Source organism: Phenylobacterium conjunctum (genome assembly GCF_042679085.1).
Lineage (GTDB): Bacteria > Pseudomonadota > Alphaproteobacteria > Caulobacterales > Caulobacteraceae > Phenylobacterium > Phenylobacterium conjunctum.
The window spans coordinates 127,735-147,684 of record NZ_JBHTLQ010000005.1; the positions used below are offsets into that span (position 1 = coordinate 127,735).

19 protein-coding genes and 1 pseudogene are annotated in these 19,950 nt (G+C 69.2%); 12 read left to right on the top strand and 8 right to left on the bottom strand.

Annotated features, from left to right (window positions below):
- The first annotated feature begins 18 nt into the window (after nucleotides 1–18).
- The 5 genes from rpiA (at nucleotide 19) to ACFQ27_RS03570 (ending at nucleotide 7,113) form a co-directional block, all read left to right on the top strand.
- The gene (gene rpiA / locus ACFQ27_RS03550) at nucleotides 19–705 is read left to right on the top strand and encodes a ribose-5-phosphate isomerase RpiA (protein WP_377352529.1); all 687 of its coding nucleotides are present in this window, start codon (nucleotides 19–21) and stop codon (nucleotides 703–705) included.
- A gap of 10 nt (nucleotides 706–715) precedes the next feature.
- Nucleotides 716–2,098, top strand: coding sequence for a glutathione-disulfide reductase (gor, locus tag ACFQ27_RS03555; RefSeq protein ID WP_377352530.1), 1,383 nt, complete (start codon nucleotides 716–718; stop codon nucleotides 2,096–2,098).
- On the top strand, nucleotides 2,095–3,333 hold the full coding sequence (locus ACFQ27_RS03560) for an O-antigen ligase family protein (RefSeq protein ID WP_377352532.1): 1,239 nt from the start codon (nucleotides 2,095–2,097) through the stop codon (nucleotides 3,331–3,333). Before gor ends, ACFQ27_RS03560 begins: the two co-directional genes overlap by 4 nt.
- A 37-nt stretch (nucleotides 3,334–3,370) precedes the next feature.
- A complete protein-coding gene (locus ACFQ27_RS03565) occupies nucleotides 3,371–4,750 on the top strand; it encodes a class II 3-deoxy-7-phosphoheptulonate synthase (RefSeq protein WP_374346269.1) in 1,380 nt (459 codons plus the stop codon).
- 83 nt (nucleotides 4,751–4,833) lie between these two features.
- Nucleotides 4,834–7,113, top strand: a complete 2,280-nt coding sequence (locus ACFQ27_RS03570) for a methyl-accepting chemotaxis protein (RefSeq protein WP_377352534.1) — start codon at nucleotides 4,834–4,836, stop codon at nucleotides 7,111–7,113.
- On the opposite strand, the gene ACFQ27_RS03575 is transcribed toward ACFQ27_RS03570, so the two are convergent.
- The 4 genes from ACFQ27_RS03575 to ACFQ27_RS03590 all read right to left on the bottom strand — a co-directional run bounded on the left by ACFQ27_RS03575 (nucleotide 7,110) and on the right by ACFQ27_RS03590 (nucleotide 10,081).
- The gene (locus tag ACFQ27_RS03575; RefSeq protein ID WP_377352536.1) at nucleotides 7,110–8,357 is read right to left on the bottom strand and encodes an RNA polymerase sigma factor; all 1,248 of its coding nucleotides are present in this window, start codon (nucleotides 8,355–8,357) and stop codon (nucleotides 7,110–7,112) included. The two genes, ACFQ27_RS03570 and ACFQ27_RS03575, sit on opposite strands and share 4 nt — an antisense overlap.
- Nucleotides 8,354–8,728: a YciI family protein gene (locus ACFQ27_RS03580; protein WP_377352537.1), complete on the bottom strand. Its 375-nt coding sequence runs from the start codon at nucleotides 8,726–8,728 to the stop codon at nucleotides 8,354–8,356. The genes ACFQ27_RS03575 and ACFQ27_RS03580 overlap by 4 nt, the downstream gene beginning before the upstream one ends.
- A gap of 80 nt (nucleotides 8,729–8,808) precedes the next feature.
- Entirely contained in the window at nucleotides 8,809–9,534 is a 726-nt protein-coding gene (locus ACFQ27_RS03585) for a peptidylprolyl isomerase (RefSeq protein ID WP_377352539.1), read from the bottom strand.
- A 70-nt stretch (nucleotides 9,535–9,604) separates the two neighbouring features.
- Nucleotides 9,605–10,081 (bottom strand): DUF4188 domain-containing protein, encoded by a 477-nt coding sequence (locus ACFQ27_RS03590; protein WP_377352540.1) that lies wholly within the window; start codon nucleotides 10,079–10,081, stop codon nucleotides 9,605–9,607.
- Between the two features lie 134 nt (nucleotides 10,082–10,215).
- On the opposite strand from ACFQ27_RS03590, the gene ACFQ27_RS03595 reads away from it, so the two are divergent.
- Nucleotides 10,216–11,592: an MATE family efflux transporter gene (locus ACFQ27_RS03595; RefSeq protein ID WP_377352541.1), complete on the top strand. Its 1,377-nt coding sequence runs from the start codon at nucleotides 10,216–10,218 to the stop codon at nucleotides 11,590–11,592.
- 47 nt (nucleotides 11,593–11,639) lie between these two features.
- On the top strand, nucleotides 11,640–12,047 hold the full coding sequence (locus ACFQ27_RS03600; protein WP_377352543.1) for a VanZ family protein: 408 nt from the start codon (nucleotides 11,640–11,642) through the stop codon (nucleotides 12,045–12,047).
- Here ACFQ27_RS03600 and ACFQ27_RS03605 read toward each other — a convergent pair whose 3' ends face one another.
- Nucleotides 12,048–12,959: a cobalamin biosynthesis protein CbiG gene (locus ACFQ27_RS03605; protein WP_374346259.1), complete on the bottom strand. Its 912-nt coding sequence runs from the start codon at nucleotides 12,957–12,959 to the stop codon at nucleotides 12,048–12,050.
- Between the two features lie 81 nt (nucleotides 12,960–13,040).
- Complete coding sequence (locus tag ACFQ27_RS03610; protein WP_374346258.1) at nucleotides 13,041–14,039, bottom strand: NADP-dependent oxidoreductase; 999 nt, start codon at nucleotides 14,037–14,039, stop codon at nucleotides 13,041–13,043.
- 123 nt (nucleotides 14,040–14,162) lie between these two features.
- On the opposite strand from ACFQ27_RS03610, the gene ACFQ27_RS03615 reads away from it, so the two are divergent.
- Both ACFQ27_RS03615 and ACFQ27_RS03620 read left to right on the top strand, forming a co-directional pair.
- Nucleotides 14,163–15,080, top strand: coding sequence for a Gfo/Idh/MocA family protein (locus ACFQ27_RS03615; RefSeq protein ID WP_377352545.1), 918 nt, complete (start codon nucleotides 14,163–14,165; stop codon nucleotides 15,078–15,080).
- A gap of 76 nt (nucleotides 15,081–15,156) precedes the next feature.
- Entirely contained in the window at nucleotides 15,157–15,633 is a 477-nt protein-coding gene (locus ACFQ27_RS03620) for a glutathione peroxidase (protein WP_377352546.1), read from the top strand.
- On the opposite strand, the gene ACFQ27_RS03625 is transcribed toward ACFQ27_RS03620, so the two are convergent.
- Entirely contained in the window at nucleotides 15,630–16,904 is a 1,275-nt protein-coding gene (locus tag ACFQ27_RS03625) for an MFS transporter (protein WP_374346255.1), read from the bottom strand. The genes ACFQ27_RS03620 and ACFQ27_RS03625 overlap by 4 nt on opposite strands.
- Nucleotides 16,905–17,043: 139 nt before the next feature.
- Between ACFQ27_RS03625 and ACFQ27_RS03630 the strand changes: the two genes are divergently transcribed.
- The 3 genes from ACFQ27_RS03630 (at nucleotide 17,044) to ACFQ27_RS03640 (ending at nucleotide 19,710) form a co-directional block, all read left to right on the top strand.
- Nucleotides 17,044–18,339: a lanthionine synthetase LanC family protein gene (locus ACFQ27_RS03630; RefSeq protein WP_377352548.1), complete on the top strand. Its 1,296-nt coding sequence runs from the start codon at nucleotides 17,044–17,046 to the stop codon at nucleotides 18,337–18,339.
- Between the two features lie 3 nt (nucleotides 18,340–18,342).
- Entirely contained in the window at nucleotides 18,343–19,053 is a 711-nt protein-coding gene (locus ACFQ27_RS03635) for an aspartate/glutamate racemase family protein (protein ID WP_377352549.1), read from the top strand.
- A 117-nt stretch (nucleotides 19,054–19,170) separates the two neighbouring features.
- The gene (locus ACFQ27_RS03640; protein WP_377352551.1) at nucleotides 19,171–19,710 is read left to right on the top strand and encodes a hemerythrin domain-containing protein; all 540 of its coding nucleotides are present in this window, start codon (nucleotides 19,171–19,173) and stop codon (nucleotides 19,708–19,710) included.
- A gap of 44 nt (nucleotides 19,711–19,754) precedes the next feature.
- On the opposite strand, the pseudogene ACFQ27_RS03645 reads toward ACFQ27_RS03640, so the two are convergent.
- Nucleotides 19,755–19,950 (bottom strand): annotated as a pseudogene (locus ACFQ27_RS03645) (M56 family metallopeptidase); the annotation flags it as partial.

Sequence of the window (19,950 nt, forward strand, 5' to 3'; positions counted from 1 at the left end):
CCCCGCTATTGGAAATAGATGACCGCTGACGATCAGAAACGCGCCGCGGGCGAGGCGGCCGCCGCCCTCGTCCAGCCCGGCATGGTCGTCGGCCTGGGGACCGGCTCGACCGCGGCCTGGTTCGTCAAGGCGCTGGCGGCGCGCGGGCTCAAGGACATTGTGGGCGTCCCGACCTCTGTGGCCACTGCCGATCTCGCCACGGGCCTGGGCCTGAAGATCAAGCAACTGGACGAGGTCTCGACCATCGACCTGACCGTGGACGGCGCCGACGAGGTCGGTCCGGCCCTGTCGTTGATCAAGGGCGGGGGCGGGGCCCTGCTGCGTGAGAAGCTGGTCTGGGAGAATTCCCGCCGCTGCGTGGTGATCGCTGACGCGGCCAAGCGGGTGGCGATGCTGGGCAAGTTCGCCCTGCCCATCGAGGTCGTGGGCTTTGGGCACAAGTCGACCATGGCGCGGATCTGCGACGTGCTGGCCGAATTCGATATCGGCATGGCGCCGCGCCTGAGAAGCCGCGACGGCGCCCCGGTGAAGACTGACAGCGGCAACCTTATCTATGACGCGGCGTGCGGGCGGATCGAGGAGCCCGCCGCGCTGGCGGCGGCGCTGAAGAGCGTGACCGGCGTTGTCGATCACGGCCTGTTCCTTGACCTGGCCGATATGGCCCTGGTGGGGACGCCGGACGGCGTCGTCACCCTGGAACCCTGAGGAGTTATTCGTGGCGGACTACGACTACGACCTTTTCGTCATCGGCGCAGGCTCCGGCGGCGTGCGTGCGGCCCGGGTGGCGGCGATGTCCGGCGCCAAGGTGGCGGTGGCCGAGGAATACCGGGTGGGCGGCACCTGCGTGATCCGAGGCTGCGTGCCCAAGAAGTTCATGGTCTACGCCTCTGAATTCGCCCACTACGCCCAGGTGGCGGAGGGCTATGGCTGGTCCAAGAGCCAGGCGGTGTTTGACTGGCCGACCTTCCTGGAGGCCAAGGACCGCGAGATCGCCCGGCTGTCGGGCATCTATGTCACCAACCTGCAGAACGCCGGCGCCGAGCTGCTGCACGGCAAGGCTCGCGTGGTCGGCCCCCACACCCTGGAAATCACCGGCGAGACCGGTCAGGTGCGCAAGGTCACGGCGGGCAAGATCCTGGTCGCCACCGGCGGGCGGCCGTTCAAGCCGGCCGAGATCCCCGGCATCGAGCACGCCATCACCTCGGAAGAGGCCTTCCACCTGCCGCAGTTGCCCAAGCGGGTGCTGGTGGCTGGTGGCGGCTATATCGCCGTGGAGTTCGCCGGCATCTTCGCCGGGCTGGGCGTGGACACGACCCTTGTCTATCGCGGGGCCAACATCCTGCGCGGCTTTGACGACGACGTGCGCACCCACCTGACCGAAGAGATGAAGAAGCGCGGGATCAAGGTGGTGCTGGGGACCCAGCATGACCGGATCGAGAAGACGCAGACCGGCCTGGTCAATCACCTGACCAACGGCCACGCCATCGAGACCGACGTCGTTATGTTCGCCACCGGCCGCAAGCCCTATGTCGATGGCCTGGGGCTGGAGACGGCCGGGGTGGAGCTGACCGAGGGCGGCGCCGTGGCGGTGGATCAGTTCTCCAAGACCAGCTCTGACCACATCTGGGCTGTGGGGGACGTCACCGACCGGATCAACCTGACGCCGGTGGCTATCCGCGAGGGCGCGGCCTTCGCCCAGACCGAGTTCCACAACAACCCGCAGAGCTTCGACCACGAGATGGTGGCCCTCGCGGTGTTCTCTCAGCCGCCGGTCGGCTCGGTGGGCCTGTCCGAGGCCGAGGCCCGCAGGCATCACGGCAAGGTGGACATCTACCTGTCCCGCTTCCGGCCGATGAAGACCACCTTCTATGGCGGCGACGAGCGCTGCCTGATTAAGCTGGTGGTGGCCGCCGACAGCGAGAAGATCCTGGGGTGCCACGTGGTCGGGCCGGACGCGCCGGAGATCATCCAGATGGCCGCCATCGCCCTCAAGATGGGCGTGACCAAGCCGCAATGGGACTCGACCTGCGCGGTGCACCCGACCCTGGCCGAAGAGCTGGTGACCATGCGTGACAAGCACGTGCCGGTGGGCGCGTGACACAAACCGCGGCGGCCAGCCCCGATCGGCTCTCCGCCTGGTGCGGCGGGGTGTTGGCGGTGATCTTCGCCCTGGCGGCGCCCGCCGGCTGGCTGGGCCCGCTGGCCTTTGCGCCGCTCGCAGCCCTGGCCGGCCTTTTGATGCTGCGGACGCTGAGCCTCGAGGAGCAGGATCGGCCCGCGGGGATCGCCATCATCACGGTGCTGTTGTGGGCGGTCAGCTCGTCCATCTGGAGCCCCTTTGCGCCCGACGGCCTGGGGGAATCCACGGCGGCGAAGCTGTTGGCGGAGACCGTGCTGTTCACCGCCGTGGTGACGGGCGCGCGCCGGGCCGCGGCAGGCGGCGGGGTCGGCCACCTGCGGGTCTTCGCCTGGTCGTCCGTGATCCTGGGCCTGGTGCTGCTGGGCGAGGGCCTGACCGGGGCGGCGGGCTACCGCGCCCTGCGCGATGTTCTGCACGATCCCATCCGTCCGGACCTCGGCATCAAGAACGTCGCCCAGGGCCTGTTCGGCCTGACCCTGTTTGCGCCGGCCGCGATCCTGGCGGCGGCCCGCTATGGCGGCGGGGTCTGGCTGGGCCTGCCGATCCTGGCCGGGATCATCTGGCCGAGCCTGGCCTTCGGCTATGACGCCACCTTGCTGGCCCTGGGCGTTGGCGGGGTGTCGGGCCTGATCGCCTGGATCTGGCCGCGCTGGGGCCCGCGACTGATCGCGGGCGTGGTGGCCACCCTGTTCCTGACGGCGCCGGCCCTGGTCTGGGGCGCACGAAGCATCGGCCTGTGGCGCAAGCTGGAGGCGGTGCTGCCGCTCTCCTGGTCCGAGCGCATGGGATACTGGCGCCATGCCGCCGACTGGATCAGCGACCATCCTGCCCGTGGCTGGGGCCTGGACGCCAGCCGGGCCTTTGGCCCCGGCATCGTGCTGCATCCCCACGACGCGCCCCTGCAGATCTGGCTGGAGCTGGGCCTGATCGGGGCGGTGGGCGCAGCCGTGTTCTGGGTGGCGGTGATCGCGGGCCTGGGCCGGCGCGCGCGAGACCCGGCCGCGGCGACGGCGGTCGCCACCGCCGCCATCTACCTGACCTTCGGCGCCTTCAGTTTCGGAGTGTGGCAGGAGTGGTGGCTGGCCCTGGGCGCGCTTGCCGCCGCCGCCTGTGTCTGCCTGCTGCGCGCGCCCTTGCGGCGTCCGACCCCGGCCGCCACGTCAAGGTCGACTGTGGCCGTCTTTACGGAGTAGAAGGCCCGGCCCGCGCTTGCGGGCGCGGAAGAGAAGCATGACTGAGCACTGGAATCCGGCGTCCTGGCGCGCCAAGACTGCGAAGCACATCCCCGAGGACTATCCGGACCTGGAAGCCCTGACGCGGGTCGAACAGACCCTGCGCGGCATGCCGCCCCTGGTGTTCGCCGGTGAAGCGCGCCGGCTGAAGCAACTGCTAGGCGACGTCGCCGAAGGCCGCGCCTTCCTGCTGCAGGGCGGCGACTGCGCCGAGAGCTTCAAGGAATTCCACGCCGACAACATTCGCGACACCTTCCGCCTGATCCTGCAGATGGCGGTGGTGCTGACCTTCGCTGGCGGCAAGCCGGTGGTGAAGGTGGGCCGGATGGCCGGCCAGTTCGCCAAGCCGCGCTCCTCGCCGACCGAGACCGTCGATGGCGTGACCCTGCCGTCCTATCGCGGCGACAACATCAACGGCATGGAGTTCACGCCGGAGCAGCGCACGCCGGATCCGCAGCGCCTGCTGCAGGCCTACGCCCAGGCGTCCTCGACCCTGAACCTGCTGCGCGCCTTTGCGGGCGGCGGCTATGCCGACCTGTACAACATCCACCGCTGGACCCTGGGCTTCGTCAACGACAGCCCGCAGGGCGCGCGCTATCGCGAGCTGTCCGAAAAGATCAGCGAAGCCCTGACCTTCATGGCCGCCGTCGGCGTGACGCCGGAGACGGCGCCGGATCTAAAGCGCGTGGAGTTCTTCACCGCCCACGAGGCCCTGCTGCTGGGCTTCGAAGAGGCCATGACGCGGATCGATAGCACCTCGGGCGACTGGTACGACACCTCGGCCCACATGGTGTGGATCGGCGAACGCACCCGCCAGCTGGACGGCGCGCACGTGGAGTACTTCCGCGGCATCCGCAATCCGATCGGCTGCAAGGTCGGCCCGACGATGGAGCCGGACGAGGTCCTGCGCCTGATCGACGTGCTGAACCCGAAGAACGAGCCGGGCCGGCTGACCCTTTATGGCCGCTTCGGCCACGACAAGGTCGCCGACCGCCTGCCGCGTCTGCTGGAGGCCACCAAGAAGGATGGCCGCGCCGTGGTCTGGGCCATCGATCCCATGCACGGCAACACCCTGACCGCCGCCAACGGCTACAAGACCCGGCCCTTCGACCGGATCCTGTCGGAGGTGAAGTCCTTCGTGGAGATCTGCAAGGCTGAGGGCGTGCACCCCGGCGGCGTCCACCTGGAGATGACCGGCCAGAACGTCACCGAGTGCTTGGGCGGGGCTCGCGCCTTGGCCGAAGGCGACCTCGCCGACCGCTACCACACGCACTGCGACCCGCGTCTGAACGGGGAACAGGCGCTGGAGCTGGCCTTCCTGGTGGCTGAGAAGCTGAAGGAAGATCGCCTGGCGGAGGCTCTGCGCGCGGCGCTCTAGGGCGCGGCGCTTTCCCTCGGCTTATTTGACGAAATTTATACGAATCCCGCGATCGTCCCTGAAACGACGCGGGAGACGTGAGCATGCGTGCGTTCAATAGGTTGTCGATCGCCGGCAAGCTCGGGGTCGCAGCAGGCCTGGCCATCGGGCTTCTGCTTTTCATCGCCGCTGGGGTGATCTCCTGGCAGACGCGCAGCGTGGTCGCCAAGAGCAACCGCACCCTGGCCGATGCGGTCGCGACCAACGCCGTCGGCGAGGTCCGGTCAGAAATCGCGGCCGCGGACGCGGCGACCCGCGCCCTGGCCGGCGCTATCGGCGAAGCGAGCGGAGCGGGGGTCTCGGGGCGCTCGACCGTCCTTTCCATGGTGCGGCCTGGGGCGTCCGCCGCCAGCTCGGTCATGGGCGCCTGGTTCATGGCGCAGCCAGACGCCATCGGCCGCGACGCCGAGCACGTCGGAGACGCAGCGACAGCCTCCAACGTCAATGGCCGGATGTCCGCCTACTGGGTGAACCACGACGGCCAGATCGTGCTTGAGCCCGAGACGGACGGCTCTGATTTCCAAGAAGCCTACTTCACGGACCCGGTCGCGACCGGGCGCCCCATGCTCACGGAACCCTATTTGGAGACCTTGAGCGGGGCTCAGGTTCCCATGGCCTCGATCGCCTATCCGGTTCGCCGTGGCGGAGAGCTGATCGGGGTCGCTGGGCTGGATATGTCGCTGGCCGATCTTTCGGCGCGGTTCGGCGCCATGAAGCCCCTGGGTGTCGGGCGGGTTCTGCTCCTGTCGGGCGCCGGAAAATGGATCGCCCATCCCGACGCCGCCCGCCGCATGCAGGCCTATGGCGAGGCGGATGAGCGTGCGATGCAGCAGGCCTTGGCGGGCCAGACCCCTGCCGCCGCCAGCCGGTTCAAGCTGGGCGGAAAGGCCTACGAGCGCCTGTTCCGGCCCGTGCGGTTCGACGATCTTGGCGCGACCTGGGTGGTCGTGGTCGATGTGCCGCAGTCCGCCGTGACCGGCGCGGCTGACCGCCTAGCGGTCACGCTCATGCTGGGCGGGGTGGTGATCACGGGCCTGGTGCTGGGCCTGCTGTTCTACATGAGCGGCGCCCTGGTGGGCGGGCCGCTTGGGCGGCTGACCGTGGCGGTGAAGCAACTGAGCCGGGGCGCCTACGATCAGGCCGCGCCGGGTCTGGAACGCCGCGATGAGGTCGGCGCCATCGCCAACGCCCTGGAAGGGTTCCGCCGCGATCTGGCCGAGGGCGTTCGCCGTCGGGCGGAGCAGGAACAGGAGCGTGCGGCTGCGGAGGCCGAGCGCGAGGGCCACGCGCGCGAGAGCGCCGCCGTGGCGGACGCCCAGGCCGAGGCGGTGCGGGCGATTGGCGAGGGCATGTCCGCCCTGGCCGGCGGCGACCTGACCCAGAGACTGGACGCGGCCCGGTTCCAAGGCGCGACCCGGCAGATTCCGGGTGACTTCAACCTGGCCATCGGCGCCTTGGCCGACGCCATGGCCGGGGTGCAGGCGGCAGCCTCCCAGATCCGTCACAACTGCGCCGAGATCAGTCGTGCCGCGGATGACCTGTCGGCCCGGACCGAGCGACAGGCGGCGGGCCTTGAAGAGACCGCCGCGGCCTTGGACGAGTTGACCGTCACGGTGAACAAGAGCGCCGAGGGGGCTGGCCGCGCGCGCGACGCGACCCAGGTGGCCCGTCAGGCGGCCCAGAAGAGCGGCCAGGTGATGGAGCAGGCCGTCCAGGCGATGGCCGGCATCGAGCAGTCGTCCCACGAGATCACCCAGATCATCGGCGTCATCGACGAGATCGCCTTCCAGACCAATCTCCTGGCCCTGAACGCGGGCGTCGAGGCTGCGCGGGCCGGGGAGTCGGGCAAGGGCTTCGCGGTGGTGGCCTCAGAGGTTCGGGCCCTGGCTCAGCGCTCAGCCGAGGCGGCCAAGGAGATCAAGACCCTGATCCAGAGCTCCACCGGGCAGGTGGAGCAGGGGGTTGGCCTGGTCGGCCAGACTGGCGAGGCCCTGCGCGAGATCCTGGGGCAGATGGAGTCCATCAACGAACTGGTGAGCGAGATCGCCGCCTCGGCCCGCGAACAGGCCACCGGCCTGGCCGAGATCAATGTCGCCGTGAACCAGATGGATCAGGTCACCCAGCAGAATGCGGCGATGGTGGAGGAAACCACTGCCGCCAGCCGCGCCCTGGCGGACGAGGCCGGCGAACTGGATCGGCTGGTCTCAGGCTTCAAGGTCGGCGCGGCCGTTCGGGCCCAACCGCCGGCCGCGGCGCCGGTTCGCGCCGTTGTCGGCGGACGTCCGACCTCCACGGCGCCTCGCGATGGTTGGGAAGAGTTCTAGACCTCGGGGCGGGCCAGGGCGTCCAGCCTGGCCCGGATATGGGCCGCCTCGGCGGGCGTATTGGCCAGCGCGATAGCCTGGCCGAAGGCGGCGCGGGCGTCTTCGGTGCGGCCCAGTTGGGTCAGCAGATGCCCCCGCAGGCCGTGGAAATGGAAATAGGCCGAGAGCCGGCCCTCGAGCGGTTCGACCAGGGACAGGGCGGCTTCCGCGCCCTGCACCTTTGAGACCGCCACCGCCCGGTTGAGGGTGATCACCGGTGACGGCTGCATCCGCTCAAGCGCCCCATAGAGCGCGGCGATGTGGGGCCAGTCAGTGTCCGCCGGGGTGGCGGCCCGGGCGTGCAGGGCGGCGATAGCGGCCTGGATCTGATAGGGGCCGGGGCGGCGATGACGCATGGCCTTGTCGATCAGGGCCAGGCCCTCGGCGATCATCGGCCGGTTCCAAAGGTTGCGGTCCTGGTCCTCCAGCAAAACCCCTTCGCCCTGGTCGTCGTAGCGGGCGGCGGCGCGGGCGTGCTGCAGCAGCAACAGGGCGGTCAGCCCCATGATCTCGGGCTCTGCCGGATAGAGACGCAGCAGCAGGCGGGACAGTCGGATGGCCTCGGCGGCCAGGCCGGCGCGGTCGTCCTGGGCCGCGGGGCCGGCGGAATAGCCCTCGTTGAAGACCAGGTAGATCATGGCGGCCACCGCCCCGACCCGCTCGGCGCGCTCAACGGGGCCCGGCGCCTCGAAGGGGACGTCGGCCTTGGCGATCCGACCCTTGGCGCGGGTGATCCGCTGCTCCATGGCGCTTTCGCCGACCAGGAAGGCGCGGGCGACCTGGCGCACGGACAGCCCCGAGACGATCCGCAAGGCCAGCGCGATCTGCTGGGTGGCCGGCAGGTCCGGGTGGCAGCAGACGAACAGCAGGCGCAGGATATCGTCGCGATAGTCCGCAGCGTCCAGGCGCTCGGCGACGCCGGCCTCGGCGTCCTCCAGGTCGGAGAGCTGGGCCTCGTCGGGCAGCTCGGTCTGGCGGCTGGACTTGCGCACCGCATCGACCCCGGCGTTGCGGCCGACCAGGATCAGCCAGGCGGCGGGATCGCGGGGCGGACCATTGCGCGGCCAGTTGCGCAGAGCCCGCAGGCAAGCCTCCTGGAACGCCTCCTCGGCGGCGTCGAGGTCGCGGAAATAGCGGAGCAGGGCCCCGATCGCCTGGGGCCGGGCGGCGGTGATCGCCGTCTCGATCCAGGCGAGGTCGTTCAAAGCTTCAGGGTCCCGTCGCGGATCGTCAGGACCGGGCGGATCTCATAGGAGCCCAGGCCGGGATTGGCCTTGGCGAGGTCGCGGGCCAGCTTCAGGGCGCCGTCCAGGTCGTCGCAGTCGACCACATAGAAGCCCAGCAACTGCTCCTTGGTTTCAGCGAAGGGGCCGTCCAGCACAATGGGCTCGTCGCCGTTCTTGCGCAGGGTGGTGGCGGTGGTGGTCGGCATCAGTCGGGCGACCGGTCCCATGCGGGCGGCCTGGACATAGGGTTCCTGGACCGCCCACAGGGCTTCCATCACCTTGTCTTCCTCGGCCTTGGACCAGGCGCCCACCGAGGCTTCGTCGTTGTAACAGAGGATGGCGTACAACATGGGCGTCTCCAGGTCGGGCTTGCGCCTCTGCTGGAACGACGCACGGGGCCGGCGGGCGCCGACAGGCCCCGCGGATTTTTTCAGCTGATGCGGCGGGCCTTCATGGGGACCGGCGTCTTGAACATCTCGCCCTTCATCACTCCGACCCCGGCGGTGGGCGAGCGCGGCAGGCCCATCATCTTCTGCACCACGTCCATGCCCTGGACCACATAGCCGAAGGCCGCGAAGCCGGCGTTGTCGCCCTTGGCCTTGGGATTGGCGTCCAGATAGGTCTGGTCGCCCACGCAGATGAAGAAGTCCGAGGTCGCGGTGCCCGGGGCGTGCCGGCCCAGGGAGATGGCCCCATCGGTGTGCGACAGGCCCGTCTTCGTGGTGCTCTCGTGCGGGATGGGCTTGAGCACGTACTTCGGGTCGTTCTGCAAGCCGCCCTGCAGCATGCCGTAGTCGGTCATCCCCGGCGGGTGCGAGGCCCGGTAGAAGGTCGCGTGGCTCATCCGGCCTTCGTCGACATAGCGCAGGAAGTTGCCGGCGGTGATCGGCGCCTTGTCCTTGTAGAGCTCCAGGATGATCACCCCGTGGACGGTGGTCAGCGCCACCCGGACGCGCCCCTTGGGCGTTGGCGGCAGGGGCGGCGGACCGGCGGTGATGGTTGCCGCGGCTGGCGGCGGAGTCGCTGCGGCCGGAGCCGGGGCGGGGGCAGGGGGCGTCACCGCGGGGGCTGTCGGCGGCGCGGCCTCCAGCGTCTGGGCGAGGGCGGGCGCGGCGGTGAGCGCGGCGGCGGCGGCGATGAAACTGCGGCGATCCATCAGGAGAGCTTAGCGCCCAGAACCCCTCACCCCAACCCTCTCCCCGCACGTGGGGAGGGGGAGGCGTTCGTCAGTGCGCGGCCATCCGCAGGCGGGCGTCCTTGCGGGCGCCGATGGCGTCCTTGATCTCGCCGGCCATGCCCAGGCCAAATCGGGGCATGTTGTTGTAGACGTTCTCGTAGGCGCCGGCCTTCACGACATAGGTCTCGTGCCAGATGCCGACGTCGCCGTTGGAGCCCACGGCCTTGTTGAAGGCCTGCCAGGCCGGCAGGTGGGCGGCGTCTCGGTTGCGGGCGTAGGCCTCCAGGTCGTCGAAGCTGCGCCAGTACTGGACCACCAGGATGTCGGGGAAGCCCGCGTGGGTTCGGGCGTGCAGCAGGCCGAGCTCGGGCTTGTGGCCCAGTTCGATCAGCATCTTGGGCATGGCGTTGGCCACCGGCCACCACCGCCAGAACTTCCAGGGCTTGTTGATGCGCATGCCGATCAGGAAGACCACGAAGTCGCCCTCGAGCTCGGCGCAGACCCGGTTGGCGATGATGTCGGCCATGTCGGCCTCCCGTGAATTTACGGCGTACGCTATAGGGTCGTGGCTGATGCGCAAGGTCCGGCTACCCAAATCCAGCCTTGCGGCGCAGGGCCTGAGGCGCCAGTTTCCGCCCCTTCTTTGACAACAGGTGATCCATGACCCCCTCGGAGGTCCCCGCGTCCTCCCAGGCGGAAGGGCGCATCTCGTCTGTCCGCGCCGACCTGTTCGACCTGTGGGGTCTGGCCTGGCCGGTGGTGCTGTCGCGCCTGGGCATCATGGCCATGGGCCTGTGCGACGCCATCGTCGTGGGCCGCTATTCGGCGCGTGAGCTCGGCTACCATGCGTTGGCGTGGGCGCCGACCAGTGTCGTTGTGACCATGTCCGTCGGCCTGCTGGCCGGCGTCCAGGTGATGACCGCCCGCGCCGTGGGGCAGGGACGGCGCAATGACACCGGCGCGGTGTTGCGGCGGGGGCTGAAGTACAGCCTGTGGATCGGCGCGATCTCGACCCTCATCACCGTGCTGGGCGGGCCGGCCTTCCTGCATGTGCTGGGCCTGGAGAAGGACCTGGCGGACGGGGCGACCCGACCGCTGATCGTCTTCGCCTTCTCCCTGCCGGGCTATGCGATCAGCGTCGCCGCCAGCCTGTGGCTGGAGGGCCTGTCGCGGCCCAAGCCCGCCGCCGCCCTGATGTGGGTGGCCAACGGCGTGAACCTGGTGGTCGACCTGTTGCTGGTGCCGGGGACCTTCGGCCTGCCGGCCCTGGGCGCGACGGGCGGGGCCTGGGCGACCACCATCGCCCGGACCTTCCTGGCGGTGGGGCTGCTGGCCTACATCGCCCGCATGCCGGAGGCGCGTGAGCTCGGGGTCTTCACCAAGCCCGAGAAGAACCTGGCCGCCGAGACTGAGCAGCGGCGCATCGGCTTTGGAGCCGGGGCGTCCAACTTCTTCGAGGTGGCGTCCTTCGCCAGCATGAACGTCTTCGCCGGCTGGATCGGCGGCTTGGCGGTGGCGTCCTGGGCGATCACCCTGAATGTGGCGGCCATCGTTTTCATGGTCCCGCTGGGGCTGTCCACCGCGGCGGCGGTGATGGTCGGGCGCGCCTATGGGGCCAGGGACTATCGCGCCATCGACCGGGCGGCCGTGGTCGCCTTCGGGGTGACGGCGGTGTTCGGCGTGCTGGCGATGCTCATCGTCGGCCTGGGGGCGGGCCCCATCGCCGCCGGCTATACCGGCGACGCCGCGACCCTGGCCCTGGCGGTTCCGGCCGTGGCCCTGTCGGCCCTGATGTTCGTGCCGGACGCGCTGCAGGTGGTCTGCGCCCAGGCGCTGCGGGCCCGTGGCGATGTCTGGGTGCCCACCATCACCCACCTGGCGAGCTATGTGGTGGTGATGGCGCCGCTGGCCTGGTTCCTGGCCCTGCCGATGAAGCTGGGCCTGGCCGGGATTGTCTGGGCGGTGATCGCGGCCAGCTTCCTGTCGGCCGGCCTGTTGCTCACCCGGTTCTGGAGATTGAGCGTAATCAACGCTTAAGCCTGTTGGTGAACCGCGGATTCAAGGCTCGGCGCTAGAACCCGGGCATGACCTCGACGCGCAACCGCGACATCGCCCGCTCAATCCTGGCCGGCCTGGGCCTCATCCTGGCGATCGCCATGCTGGGCCCGTTCCAGGGCGTGGAGCACGATCTGGTGCCTTGGGACAAGGCGGGCCACTTCCTGGCCTTCTATGTGACCACGGCCCTGATGTACGTGGCCTTTCCCACTCGCAGGCGCTTCGACCTGTCGTGCCTGATGGCGTTCATCGGCGTGGGCAGCGAGATCGCCCAGTACCTAGTCGGCCGCGATTGCGCCTTCGGCGATGTGCTGGCCGACATGTGCGGCGCCTTCGCCCTGTACCTGCCGGTGCTGCTCGACGACCTGCGGCGTCCGGCCCAGCTGGAGCGCCGCCGTCGTGGGGCGAGCGCCGTCAGCCAGATTGTTGAGGCCTGATCAGGCCTTCGCGGCCTCGACCCCCAGGATCCAGCCCTCTTCCGCCTCGGCCGCCGCCAGGATCTCCGGCGTCGCGCCAGCGGGCGGGCCGAACACCGCCCCCAGCTTGCCGGCCTCGTCCAGGCGGGCGAAATGCTCAGCGGTCACGCGCACTTGGGCCAGGTCCTTCACCTCGCCCGGACCGGGCTGGGCCTTGTAGAGCGACGGCCAGACCTCGGTGGTGACCACGTCAACACCAGCCAGATCAGCCTCGGTCAGCGGCTTGAACCCGAACTCGAAGGGCCAGGCCTTGACGCCCTCGCCACGGGTCAGCTTCAGGCGGCGCACGAAGGGAATGCCCAGGATCGCCTGACCGCCCACGGAGCCGTTGTAATAGAGCTTCCAGATCGAGGCTGCGCCCTTGGCGGCCTGGTCGGCGTAGCGGTACTCGGGCAGGTCGTCCGGACCATGCTCGCGAGTGCGCTTGGGCTGCAGGGTGGTCAGGGCGTCCTTCGGCGGACAGCCCCAGAACGGGAAGGGCCCGCCGGTCATGCGGCGGTTGATCTCCGAGCCGACCCCGAAGCGGTTGTTGGTGTTGTCGGCCTTGTCCTTGACCATCTTGTCCAGCTGGTCCCAGGCCGCGCGCCAGGGCGCATCGCCGGGCAGGCTCAGGGCCTGTTGGAAGCCGCGCGGAAAACCCAGCGGGAAGTCAAAGCCCAGCAGGCAGCGCTCATTGCGCTTCTTGAAGTCGTCCAGCAGGGCGTTGAGCTTCTTCTCGGCCTCGGCCCGGGTGGGCGGATTGAAGGCCTCGAAGGTCAGCCGGAAGCGGACGTCGCGCTTCAGCACCCCGATCCACACCGAATCCGCGCCGGTGGACGGCTTGGCCGCGGCGCTCCAGTCGACGATCACATAGGCGCTGAACAGTCGGGACACGGGTACAGGCTCCGGGGAAGGACGAAGCGGCTTTTAGCCTCTCCGGCTTCCCCGGCCAACGCCCGTCAGGCGCTGGAGCCCCTAGAGTTTCACCAGCATCTTGCCGAAGTTCTCGCCCGCGAAGAGGCCCAGGAAGGCTTCGGGCGCGCGCTCGATGCCCTCCTTGACGGTCTCCTTCCACTTCAGCTTGCCGGCGGCGTGCCAGCCGGCCAGGTCCTTGGCGAAGTCGCTCATCATGTCCCAGTGGTTGGAGACGATGAAGCCTTCCAGGCGCAGGCTCTTGCCCACGGCCAGGATGATGTTGCGCGGGCCGACCGGCGGGGTGGTGGCGTTGTACTGGCTGATCATGCCGCACAGGGCGAAGCGGGCGAACGGATTGGCGACGGTGATCGCCGCCTCCAGGTGGTCGCCGCCGACATTCTCGAAATAGACGTCGACGCCTTCCGGCGCGGCTCGCTGCAGGGCCGCCGTCAGGTCGGCCTCGGCCTTGTAGTCGATGGCCTCGTCGACCCCGAGCTCCTTCAGGAAGGCGACCTTCTCAGCGCCGCCGGCCGAGGCGATGACCTTGTGGCCCTTCAGCTTGGCGATCTGGCAGACCATGGAGCCGACGGCGCCCGCGCCGCCGGAGACGAACACCACGTCGCCGGGCTTGAGGGCGGCGATGCGCAGCAGGCCGGCATAGGCCGTCAGGCCCGGCATGCCGGCCACGCCCAGGAAGGCCTGGGGCGGCAGGCCGTGGGTCTCCAGCTTGGTGACGCTCGAGGCCGGAGCCGTGAAGCCCTCGCGCCAGCCGAACATGGACTGGACCAGGTCGCCGACCTTCAGCGACGGATCGTTGGAGGCGACCACCTCGCCGATGGCGCCGCCTTCCATGGCTTTGCCGAGCGCGAAGGGCGGGGTGTAGGACTTCACGTCGTTCATGCGGCCGCGCATGTAGGGGTCGACGGTCATCCAGGTGTTGCGGACCTGGACCTCGCCGGGACCCGGCGCCGGCAGCTCGACGCTGGCCAGCTCGAAATTGTCGGCGGTCGGCAGGCCCACAGGGCGGCTCTTCAGGCGGATCTCGCGGATCGTGGTCATGGTGTCCTCCCACATCTGTTTACGCCGTAAGCGGCGCTCGAACGGCTGTTTAAACCCTGCCTCAGGTGGCGTCGAGGGCGTCGCAATGCTAGGCGCGGACCCAACGGAACTTGGAGCGGTCACATGGGTGAGTCCTTGCGCGGCGGCGTGATCGGGGCGGGCGTCTTCGGCGGCTACCATGCGCGCCAGTACGCCAATGCTGAGGGCGCGACTCTGGTGGCGGTCTATGATCCCGTCCTGGCCCGCGCCGCCGAGGTGGCGGACCGCCATGGCGCCCAGGCCTTTGACGACCTGGACGCCTTCCTGGCGGCGGTGGATGTAGTGACGGTGGCCTCGCCGGCCATCTATCACGCCGACGGCGCGGTCGCGGCCCTGAAGGCCGGCAAGCCGATCTATGTGGAAAAGCCCCTGGCGGTGTCCCTGCGCGACGCCGACCGGATCATAGACGAGGCCGCCGCCCGCAAGCTCGTGGTCGCCTGCGGCCACCAGGAGCGTGTGGTGTTCGGCGCCATCGGCCTGTTCGACATCCCTGAGGCGCCCCTGCGGCTGGAAGCCGTGCGCCAGGGGCCGCAATCCGAGCGCAGCCTGGATGTGTCGGTGGTGCTGGACCTGATGATCCACGACCTGGACCTGGCGCTGGCCCTGTCGCCGGCCGAGCCCCTGGCGGTGGAGGCTGAGGGCGTCAGCGCCTATAGCGGCGGCTGGGACCAGGTGAGCGCCGAGGTGACCTTCGCCAACGGCTTCACCGCCCTGTTCGACGCCTCGCGCATGGCCGAGGGGCGCAACCGCACCATGAAGCTGGTCTATCCCTCCGGCGAACTGGAGATCGATTTCGTGGCGCGGACCTTCCGCAACACCACGGGCTATCCGCTCAATCCCGACTTCGCCGAGACGCCCGGCGCCAAGGACCCCCTGGGCGCCAGCGTCGGCGCTTTCCTCGGCGCCGTGCGCGGAGATCTGGCGCGCCCGGTGGTGACGCCCCAGGAAGCGGCGCGGGCGCTGGATCTGGCGCTGGCGGTGGAGCAGGCGCTGGAGGGGTAGGTTCCTTCCCACACCTTAGGGGTGGCAATCCAGGCGCGAGCCACTAGCTTCACCTGAACATCTCAGGGAGCCCGCCATGACCACCGCCTACGACTTCGCCTTCAAGTCCATCGACGGCCAGCCGCTGCCGTTCACGACCTTCAAGGACAAGGTGGTGCTGGTGGTGAACACCGCTTCGGCCTGCGGGCTGACGCCGCAGTATGACGGGCTGGAGAAGCTCTATTCGGACTACAAGGACCAGGGCCTTGTGGTGCTGGGCGTGCCCTGCAACCAATTCATGGGCCAGGAGCCGGGGACCGAGGCCGAGATCAAGGCCTTCTGCGAGACCCGCTTCAACATCGACTTCCCCCTGACCTCCAAGGAAGACGTGAAGGGCGACACCGCCCATCCCTTCTACAAGTGGGCGCTGGAGACCCTGGGCGAGTCCGCCGATCCGGCCTGGAACTTCCACAAGCTGCTGGTCGGCAAGGACGGCCAACTGATCCGCGCCTTCGGCCCCCGCACCGAGCCCCTGGCCGACGACATCAAGACCGCGGTTGAAGCCGCGCTCTAGTCTTCCAAAATGCGGCTGGTCTTCCGAGTGTCCGGCATCAGGACATAGACGACCAGGGAGGCGGCGATCACCGCGGTGACGTAGGTGTAGAAGCCGCTCTCCATGCCGCGGTGCTTGAACCACAGGCCCACGGCCTCGGCCGAGCCGCCGAACAGGGCGTTGGCGAAGGAATAGGGCAGGGCGACGCCCAGGGCCCGGATCTCGGCCGGGAACAGCTCGGCCTTCACCACCCCGTTGACCGAGGAATAGAAGGCGACCAGCACCATGCCGGCGCAGGTGAGCGCCAGGGCCGGCGCGATCTCGTGGGTGCGGGCCAGGGTCGAGAGCAGTGGCCAGGTCAGCAGGGTTCCTGCGATCCCGAAGGCGATCAGGATGGGCCGGCGGCCGATGCGGTCGGACAGGGCGCCCAACAGCGGATTGACCGCCATGAACACCACCAGCCCCACCGCCGTCATCCAGGTGGCGTCGGTCTTCGAGAAGCCCGAGGTGTTGACCAGGAACTTCTGAATGTAGGTGGTGAAGGTGTAGTAGCCGAGCGTGCCACCGGCGGTCAGGCCCATGACGATCAGGCTCTCGCGCGGGTGGCGGACGATCAGTTTCCAGGTCGTCGCCCGGTCTTCCGACTTGCCGGTGAAGGCCGGGGTCTCGTGCATGGTCCGCCGCAGCCAGAACACCAGCACCGCGAGCCCGCCGCCGATGAAGAAGGGGATGCGCCAGCCCCAGGCTTGCAGGTCCTCCGGCGACAGCAGGGCCTGGAGCGCGATCAGGGTGCCGGTGGCCAGGAGCTGGCCGGCGATCAGGGTGGTGTAGAAGATCCCCGACCAGAAGCCGCGATTATGTCGGGAGGCCATCTCGGCCATGTAGGTGGCGCTGGTGCCGTATTCGCCGCCCATGCTCAGGCCCTGGAGAATGCGGGCGGCGGTCAGCAGGATGGGGGCGGCGACCCCGATGCGGTCATAGCCGGGCGCCAGCCCGATGATCAGCGAGCCGGCGCACATCAGGCTGATGGACAGGGTCATGGCGGCCCGGCGCCCGACCCGGTCGGCGTAGAGGCCCATCAGCCAGGCCCCCACCGGCCGGGCCAGGAAGCCTACGGCGAACACCGCCGCGGCGCTCAGCAGCTGGGCCGTGCGGTCGCCGGCCGGAAAGAAGACCTTGGCGAAATAGAGGGTGAAGGCGGCGTAGACGAACCAGTCGAAGGTCTCGACCGTATTGCCCGCCGACCCGGCCAGGATGGAACGCAGCCGCGTGCGCGAACGGTCCGGCGCCATGTGTCTCCCCCCAAAGATTGGCCGGGATAGGACCGGTTTTCGTGCGGGCGTTCAACCGCCGCCTTGACCCTGCCCCTGCGGCAAGGTCAGTGAGGGGCATGACAGAGGCCCGGCCACGGGCCCGATCGGGAGAAACGTCATGAGCCGTCACCTGAACACCGCCCTGGAAGCGGTGCGCTTCATTCGCGCCCAGAAGGTTGAGGGCCGCGCCAAGTGGCGGCGGACGGACGAGGCCGACGGGATCGCCGACTACAGCCTCTATCATGGCGCCTGCGGGGTGATTTTGCTGCTGCTGGAGCTGCACGCCGCTGGCCAGGACCCAGGCGCCCTGGACGAGGCCATCGCCGCCGGTGAGGAGGTGGTCGAGTACCTGGCCAAGAAGGATCGGCTGTCGGTGTCCATGTCGACCGGTTGGCCCGGCTACGCCTTCGCCATGTCGGAGCTCGCGCGAGTCAGCGGCCGGGAGGATTTCCGCGCCTGCGCCGTGCGTTGCCTGGAAAAGCTCCATGCCCAGTCGACACCGCGCGGGGCCGGGATCGGCTGGATCGAGACCGCGCCCTTCGCCGACATCACCGGCTTTTCCGACGACCGCGAGATCTATGACCAGTCGGTGGGCGCGGCCGGCGCCGGCCTGCTGATGATCTACGCCCACCGCCAGGGCCTGCACGCCGAGGCTTTGAATTGGGCCAAGGCGGTGGCCGAGCGCCTGCTGGAGGTGGCCGAACCGGATCCCGACGGTCTGCGCTGGCGGCTGATGAACGACATGCCGTTCCCTTTCACCGCCCCCAACTTCGCCCACGGTGGAGCGGGCGTCGGCTACTTCCTGATCCAGCTGTTCCGCGAGACCGGCGACGCCCGCTATCTGGACGCCGCCCGCGAGGCCGCCCGCTACACCATGAGCCGGTCCAAGCCGATGGGGCAGGGCAAGTTGGTGGTGCACACCGAGGAAGCCCGTCGACCGATCTTCTATCTCGGCGCCTGCCACGGCCCGGCCGGCACCGGCCGGCTGTTGCTGGAGCTGCACGAGATCACCGGCGACGCCCATTGGCTGGAGGAGGCCAAGGCGCTGATGGAGGGCCTGACCGCCACCGGCGCGCCACGTACCCGGTCCGCGGGCTACTGGAACAATTTCGGCCAGTGCTGCGGCGACGCGGGCGTCGGCGAGTTCGCCCTGCTGATGGCCGCTCGCACCGGCGACGAGAGCTATCGTGAGCTGGCGCAAGCCTGTGCGGACGTGATCGAGGAAGCCTCCGACCTGAAGCCCGATGGCCGTCGCTGGGTCCAGGCCGAACACCGCGAGCGTCCCGACTTCCTGCAGGCCCAGACCGGCTACATGCAGGGCGCCGCCGGCATCGCAAGCTTCCTGTTGCACCTGGCCACCACCGAGGCGGGGGCGCCGGTGAAGATCGCGCTGCCAGACTGGCCCTCGGCCTGATCCATGACATCTGACGAGCCCCGACTGATCGGCCTGATCGGCGGGATCAGCGCCGAGAGTACGGCCTACTACTACCAGACGCTCAACCGCCTCGTGCGGGAGCGGCTGGGCGGGCTGCATTCGGCGCGGGTGCTGGTCTGGTCGGTAGACTTCGCCCCGGTGGCCGAACTTCAGGCCAAGGGCGACTGGGAGACCGCGGGCGCGCAGTTCGCCGAGATCGCCCGGCGGCTGGAGGCCGCGGGCGCCGAGGCGATCCTGATCGGGGCCAACACCATGCACCTGGTGGCCGAGACGGTTCAGGCCGCCATCGGGGTTCCGCTGATCCATATTGGCGAGGTGACGGCGCTGGCCCTGCGCGGCCTGGGTGCGCGGCGGGCCCTGCTGCTCGGCACGCGCTACACCATGGAGATGGGGTTCTACCGCGACCGTCTGGCGGCCCATGGCGTCGAGGCGGTGATCCCCGGCGAGGCGGATCGGGTCCGGCTACACGCCATCATCTATGACGAGCTTTGCCAGGGCGTCGTGAGCGAGGCCTCCAAGGCCGAGGTGCTGGCGATGATCGACCGCGCGGGGTCGGTGGATGCGGTGGTCTTTGCGTGCACGGAGATCGGCCTGCTGCTGAGCCCGGAGGATCTGGCGGCGCCGGTGGTGGACACCGCCATCGTCCATGCCGAAGCCGCCGTTGGGTTCGCCCTGGAGGCGGATGGGGTCTAAGGTCAAGGTTTTATAAATTCCAATGGCTTGAGCGCCGATTTTCGGACTGTTGGGACGCGCGGAACCGGTGATCACGGCGGGGGTTTAGCTGCCAACCCCAAGCCGGAGAAAATTCCTATGGCCGCGACCTCGAAATCTTCATCCAAGTCCTCCGCCAAGTCCGCCTCCAAGCGCCGCACACGCCGCACTGGGCGCCGGGACCCGCTGGCGATCAGCCTGCTGAAGAAGGATCATCGCGAGGTGGAGGGCTGGTTTGACGAGTATGAGCAGCTCGATGACGAGGGCGAGAAGCTGGAGCTTTTCAACAGGATCGCCCTGGCTCTGAAGGTCCACACCCGCATCGAGGAGGAGATCTTCTATCCCGAGACCCGCGCCGACGTGGAAGAGGACCTGCTGGACGAGGCCTATGTCGAGCATGACGGCGCCAAGAAGCTGATCGCCGAGATCGAGGCCATGGCCCCGGACGCGCCGCTGTACGACGCCAAGGTCAAGGTGCTGGGCGAGTACATCAAGCACCACGTCAAGGAAGAGGAGCAGGCCGGCGGCATGTTCGCCCAGGCCAAGCGGGGCGACGAGGACCTGGACGCCATGGGCGAGCGGCTGCAGGCCCGCAAGGAAGAGCTGATGGCCGAGCTTGGTGGCCCGCGCGCGCACTAGCGGGGGTAAGGGTTGCCCCAATCTGCGACCTTATTGCGCCCCGGTCAGTCCTCTTCCCAGGGGGGCAGGTCCAGGCGACCCTGAACCGGCCCCTCCGGCTTTGGCGCGGGTTGGCGCCGGGGCCTGGGCTCTGGTGGCGGCTCAAGCCGGAAATCGTCGACGGCGGGCGAGGGGGGCTGAGGCTCGGGCTCCGGCTCGGGCGCAGCCGGCGGCGGTTCGGGCGGCGCCGGGGGTGGCGGC

Coding starts and splice junctions, on each gene's coding strand:
- ACFQ27_RS03625 (WP_374346255.1), bottom strand. CDS start 16,904: ATGGCGCCGGACCGTTCGCGCACGCGGCTGCGTTCCATCCTGGCCGGG.
- ACFQ27_RS03600 (WP_377352543.1), top strand. CDS start 11,640: ATGACCTCGACGCGCAACCGCGACATCGCCCGCTCAATCCTGGCCGGC.
- ACFQ27_RS03635 (WP_377352549.1), top strand. CDS start 18,343: ATGACATCTGACGAGCCCCGACTGATCGGCCTGATCGGCGGGATCAGC.
- ACFQ27_RS03585 (WP_377352539.1), bottom strand. CDS start 9,534: ATGGATCGCCGCAGTTTCATCGCCGCCGCCGCCGCGCTCACCGCCGCG.
- ACFQ27_RS03565 (WP_374346269.1), top strand. CDS start 3,371: ATGACTGAGCACTGGAATCCGGCGTCCTGGCGCGCCAAGACTGCGAAG.
- rpiA (WP_377352529.1), top strand. CDS start 19: ATGACCGCTGACGATCAGAAACGCGCCGCGGGCGAGGCGGCCGCCGCC.
- ACFQ27_RS03570 (WP_377352534.1), top strand. CDS start 4,834: ATGCGTGCGTTCAATAGGTTGTCGATCGCCGGCAAGCTCGGGGTCGCA.
- ACFQ27_RS03630 (WP_377352548.1), top strand. CDS start 17,044: ATGAGCCGTCACCTGAACACCGCCCTGGAAGCGGTGCGCTTCATTCGC.
- ACFQ27_RS03580 (WP_377352537.1), bottom strand. CDS start 8,728: ATGTTGTACGCCATCCTCTGTTACAACGACGAAGCCTCGGTGGGCGCC.
- ACFQ27_RS03620 (WP_377352546.1), top strand. CDS start 15,157: ATGACCACCGCCTACGACTTCGCCTTCAAGTCCATCGACGGCCAGCCG.
- ACFQ27_RS03615 (WP_377352545.1), top strand. CDS start 14,163: ATGGGTGAGTCCTTGCGCGGCGGCGTGATCGGGGCGGGCGTCTTCGGC.
- ACFQ27_RS03590 (WP_377352540.1), bottom strand. CDS start 10,081: ATGGCCGACATCATCGCCAACCGGGTCTGCGCCGAGCTCGAGGGCGAC.
- ACFQ27_RS03640 (WP_377352551.1), top strand. CDS start 19,171: ATGGCCGCGACCTCGAAATCTTCATCCAAGTCCTCCGCCAAGTCCGCC.
- ACFQ27_RS03610 (WP_374346258.1), bottom strand. CDS start 14,039: ATGACCACGATCCGCGAGATCCGCCTGAAGAGCCGCCCTGTGGGCCTG.
- ACFQ27_RS03595 (WP_377352541.1), top strand. CDS start 10,216: ATGACCCCCTCGGAGGTCCCCGCGTCCTCCCAGGCGGAAGGGCGCATC.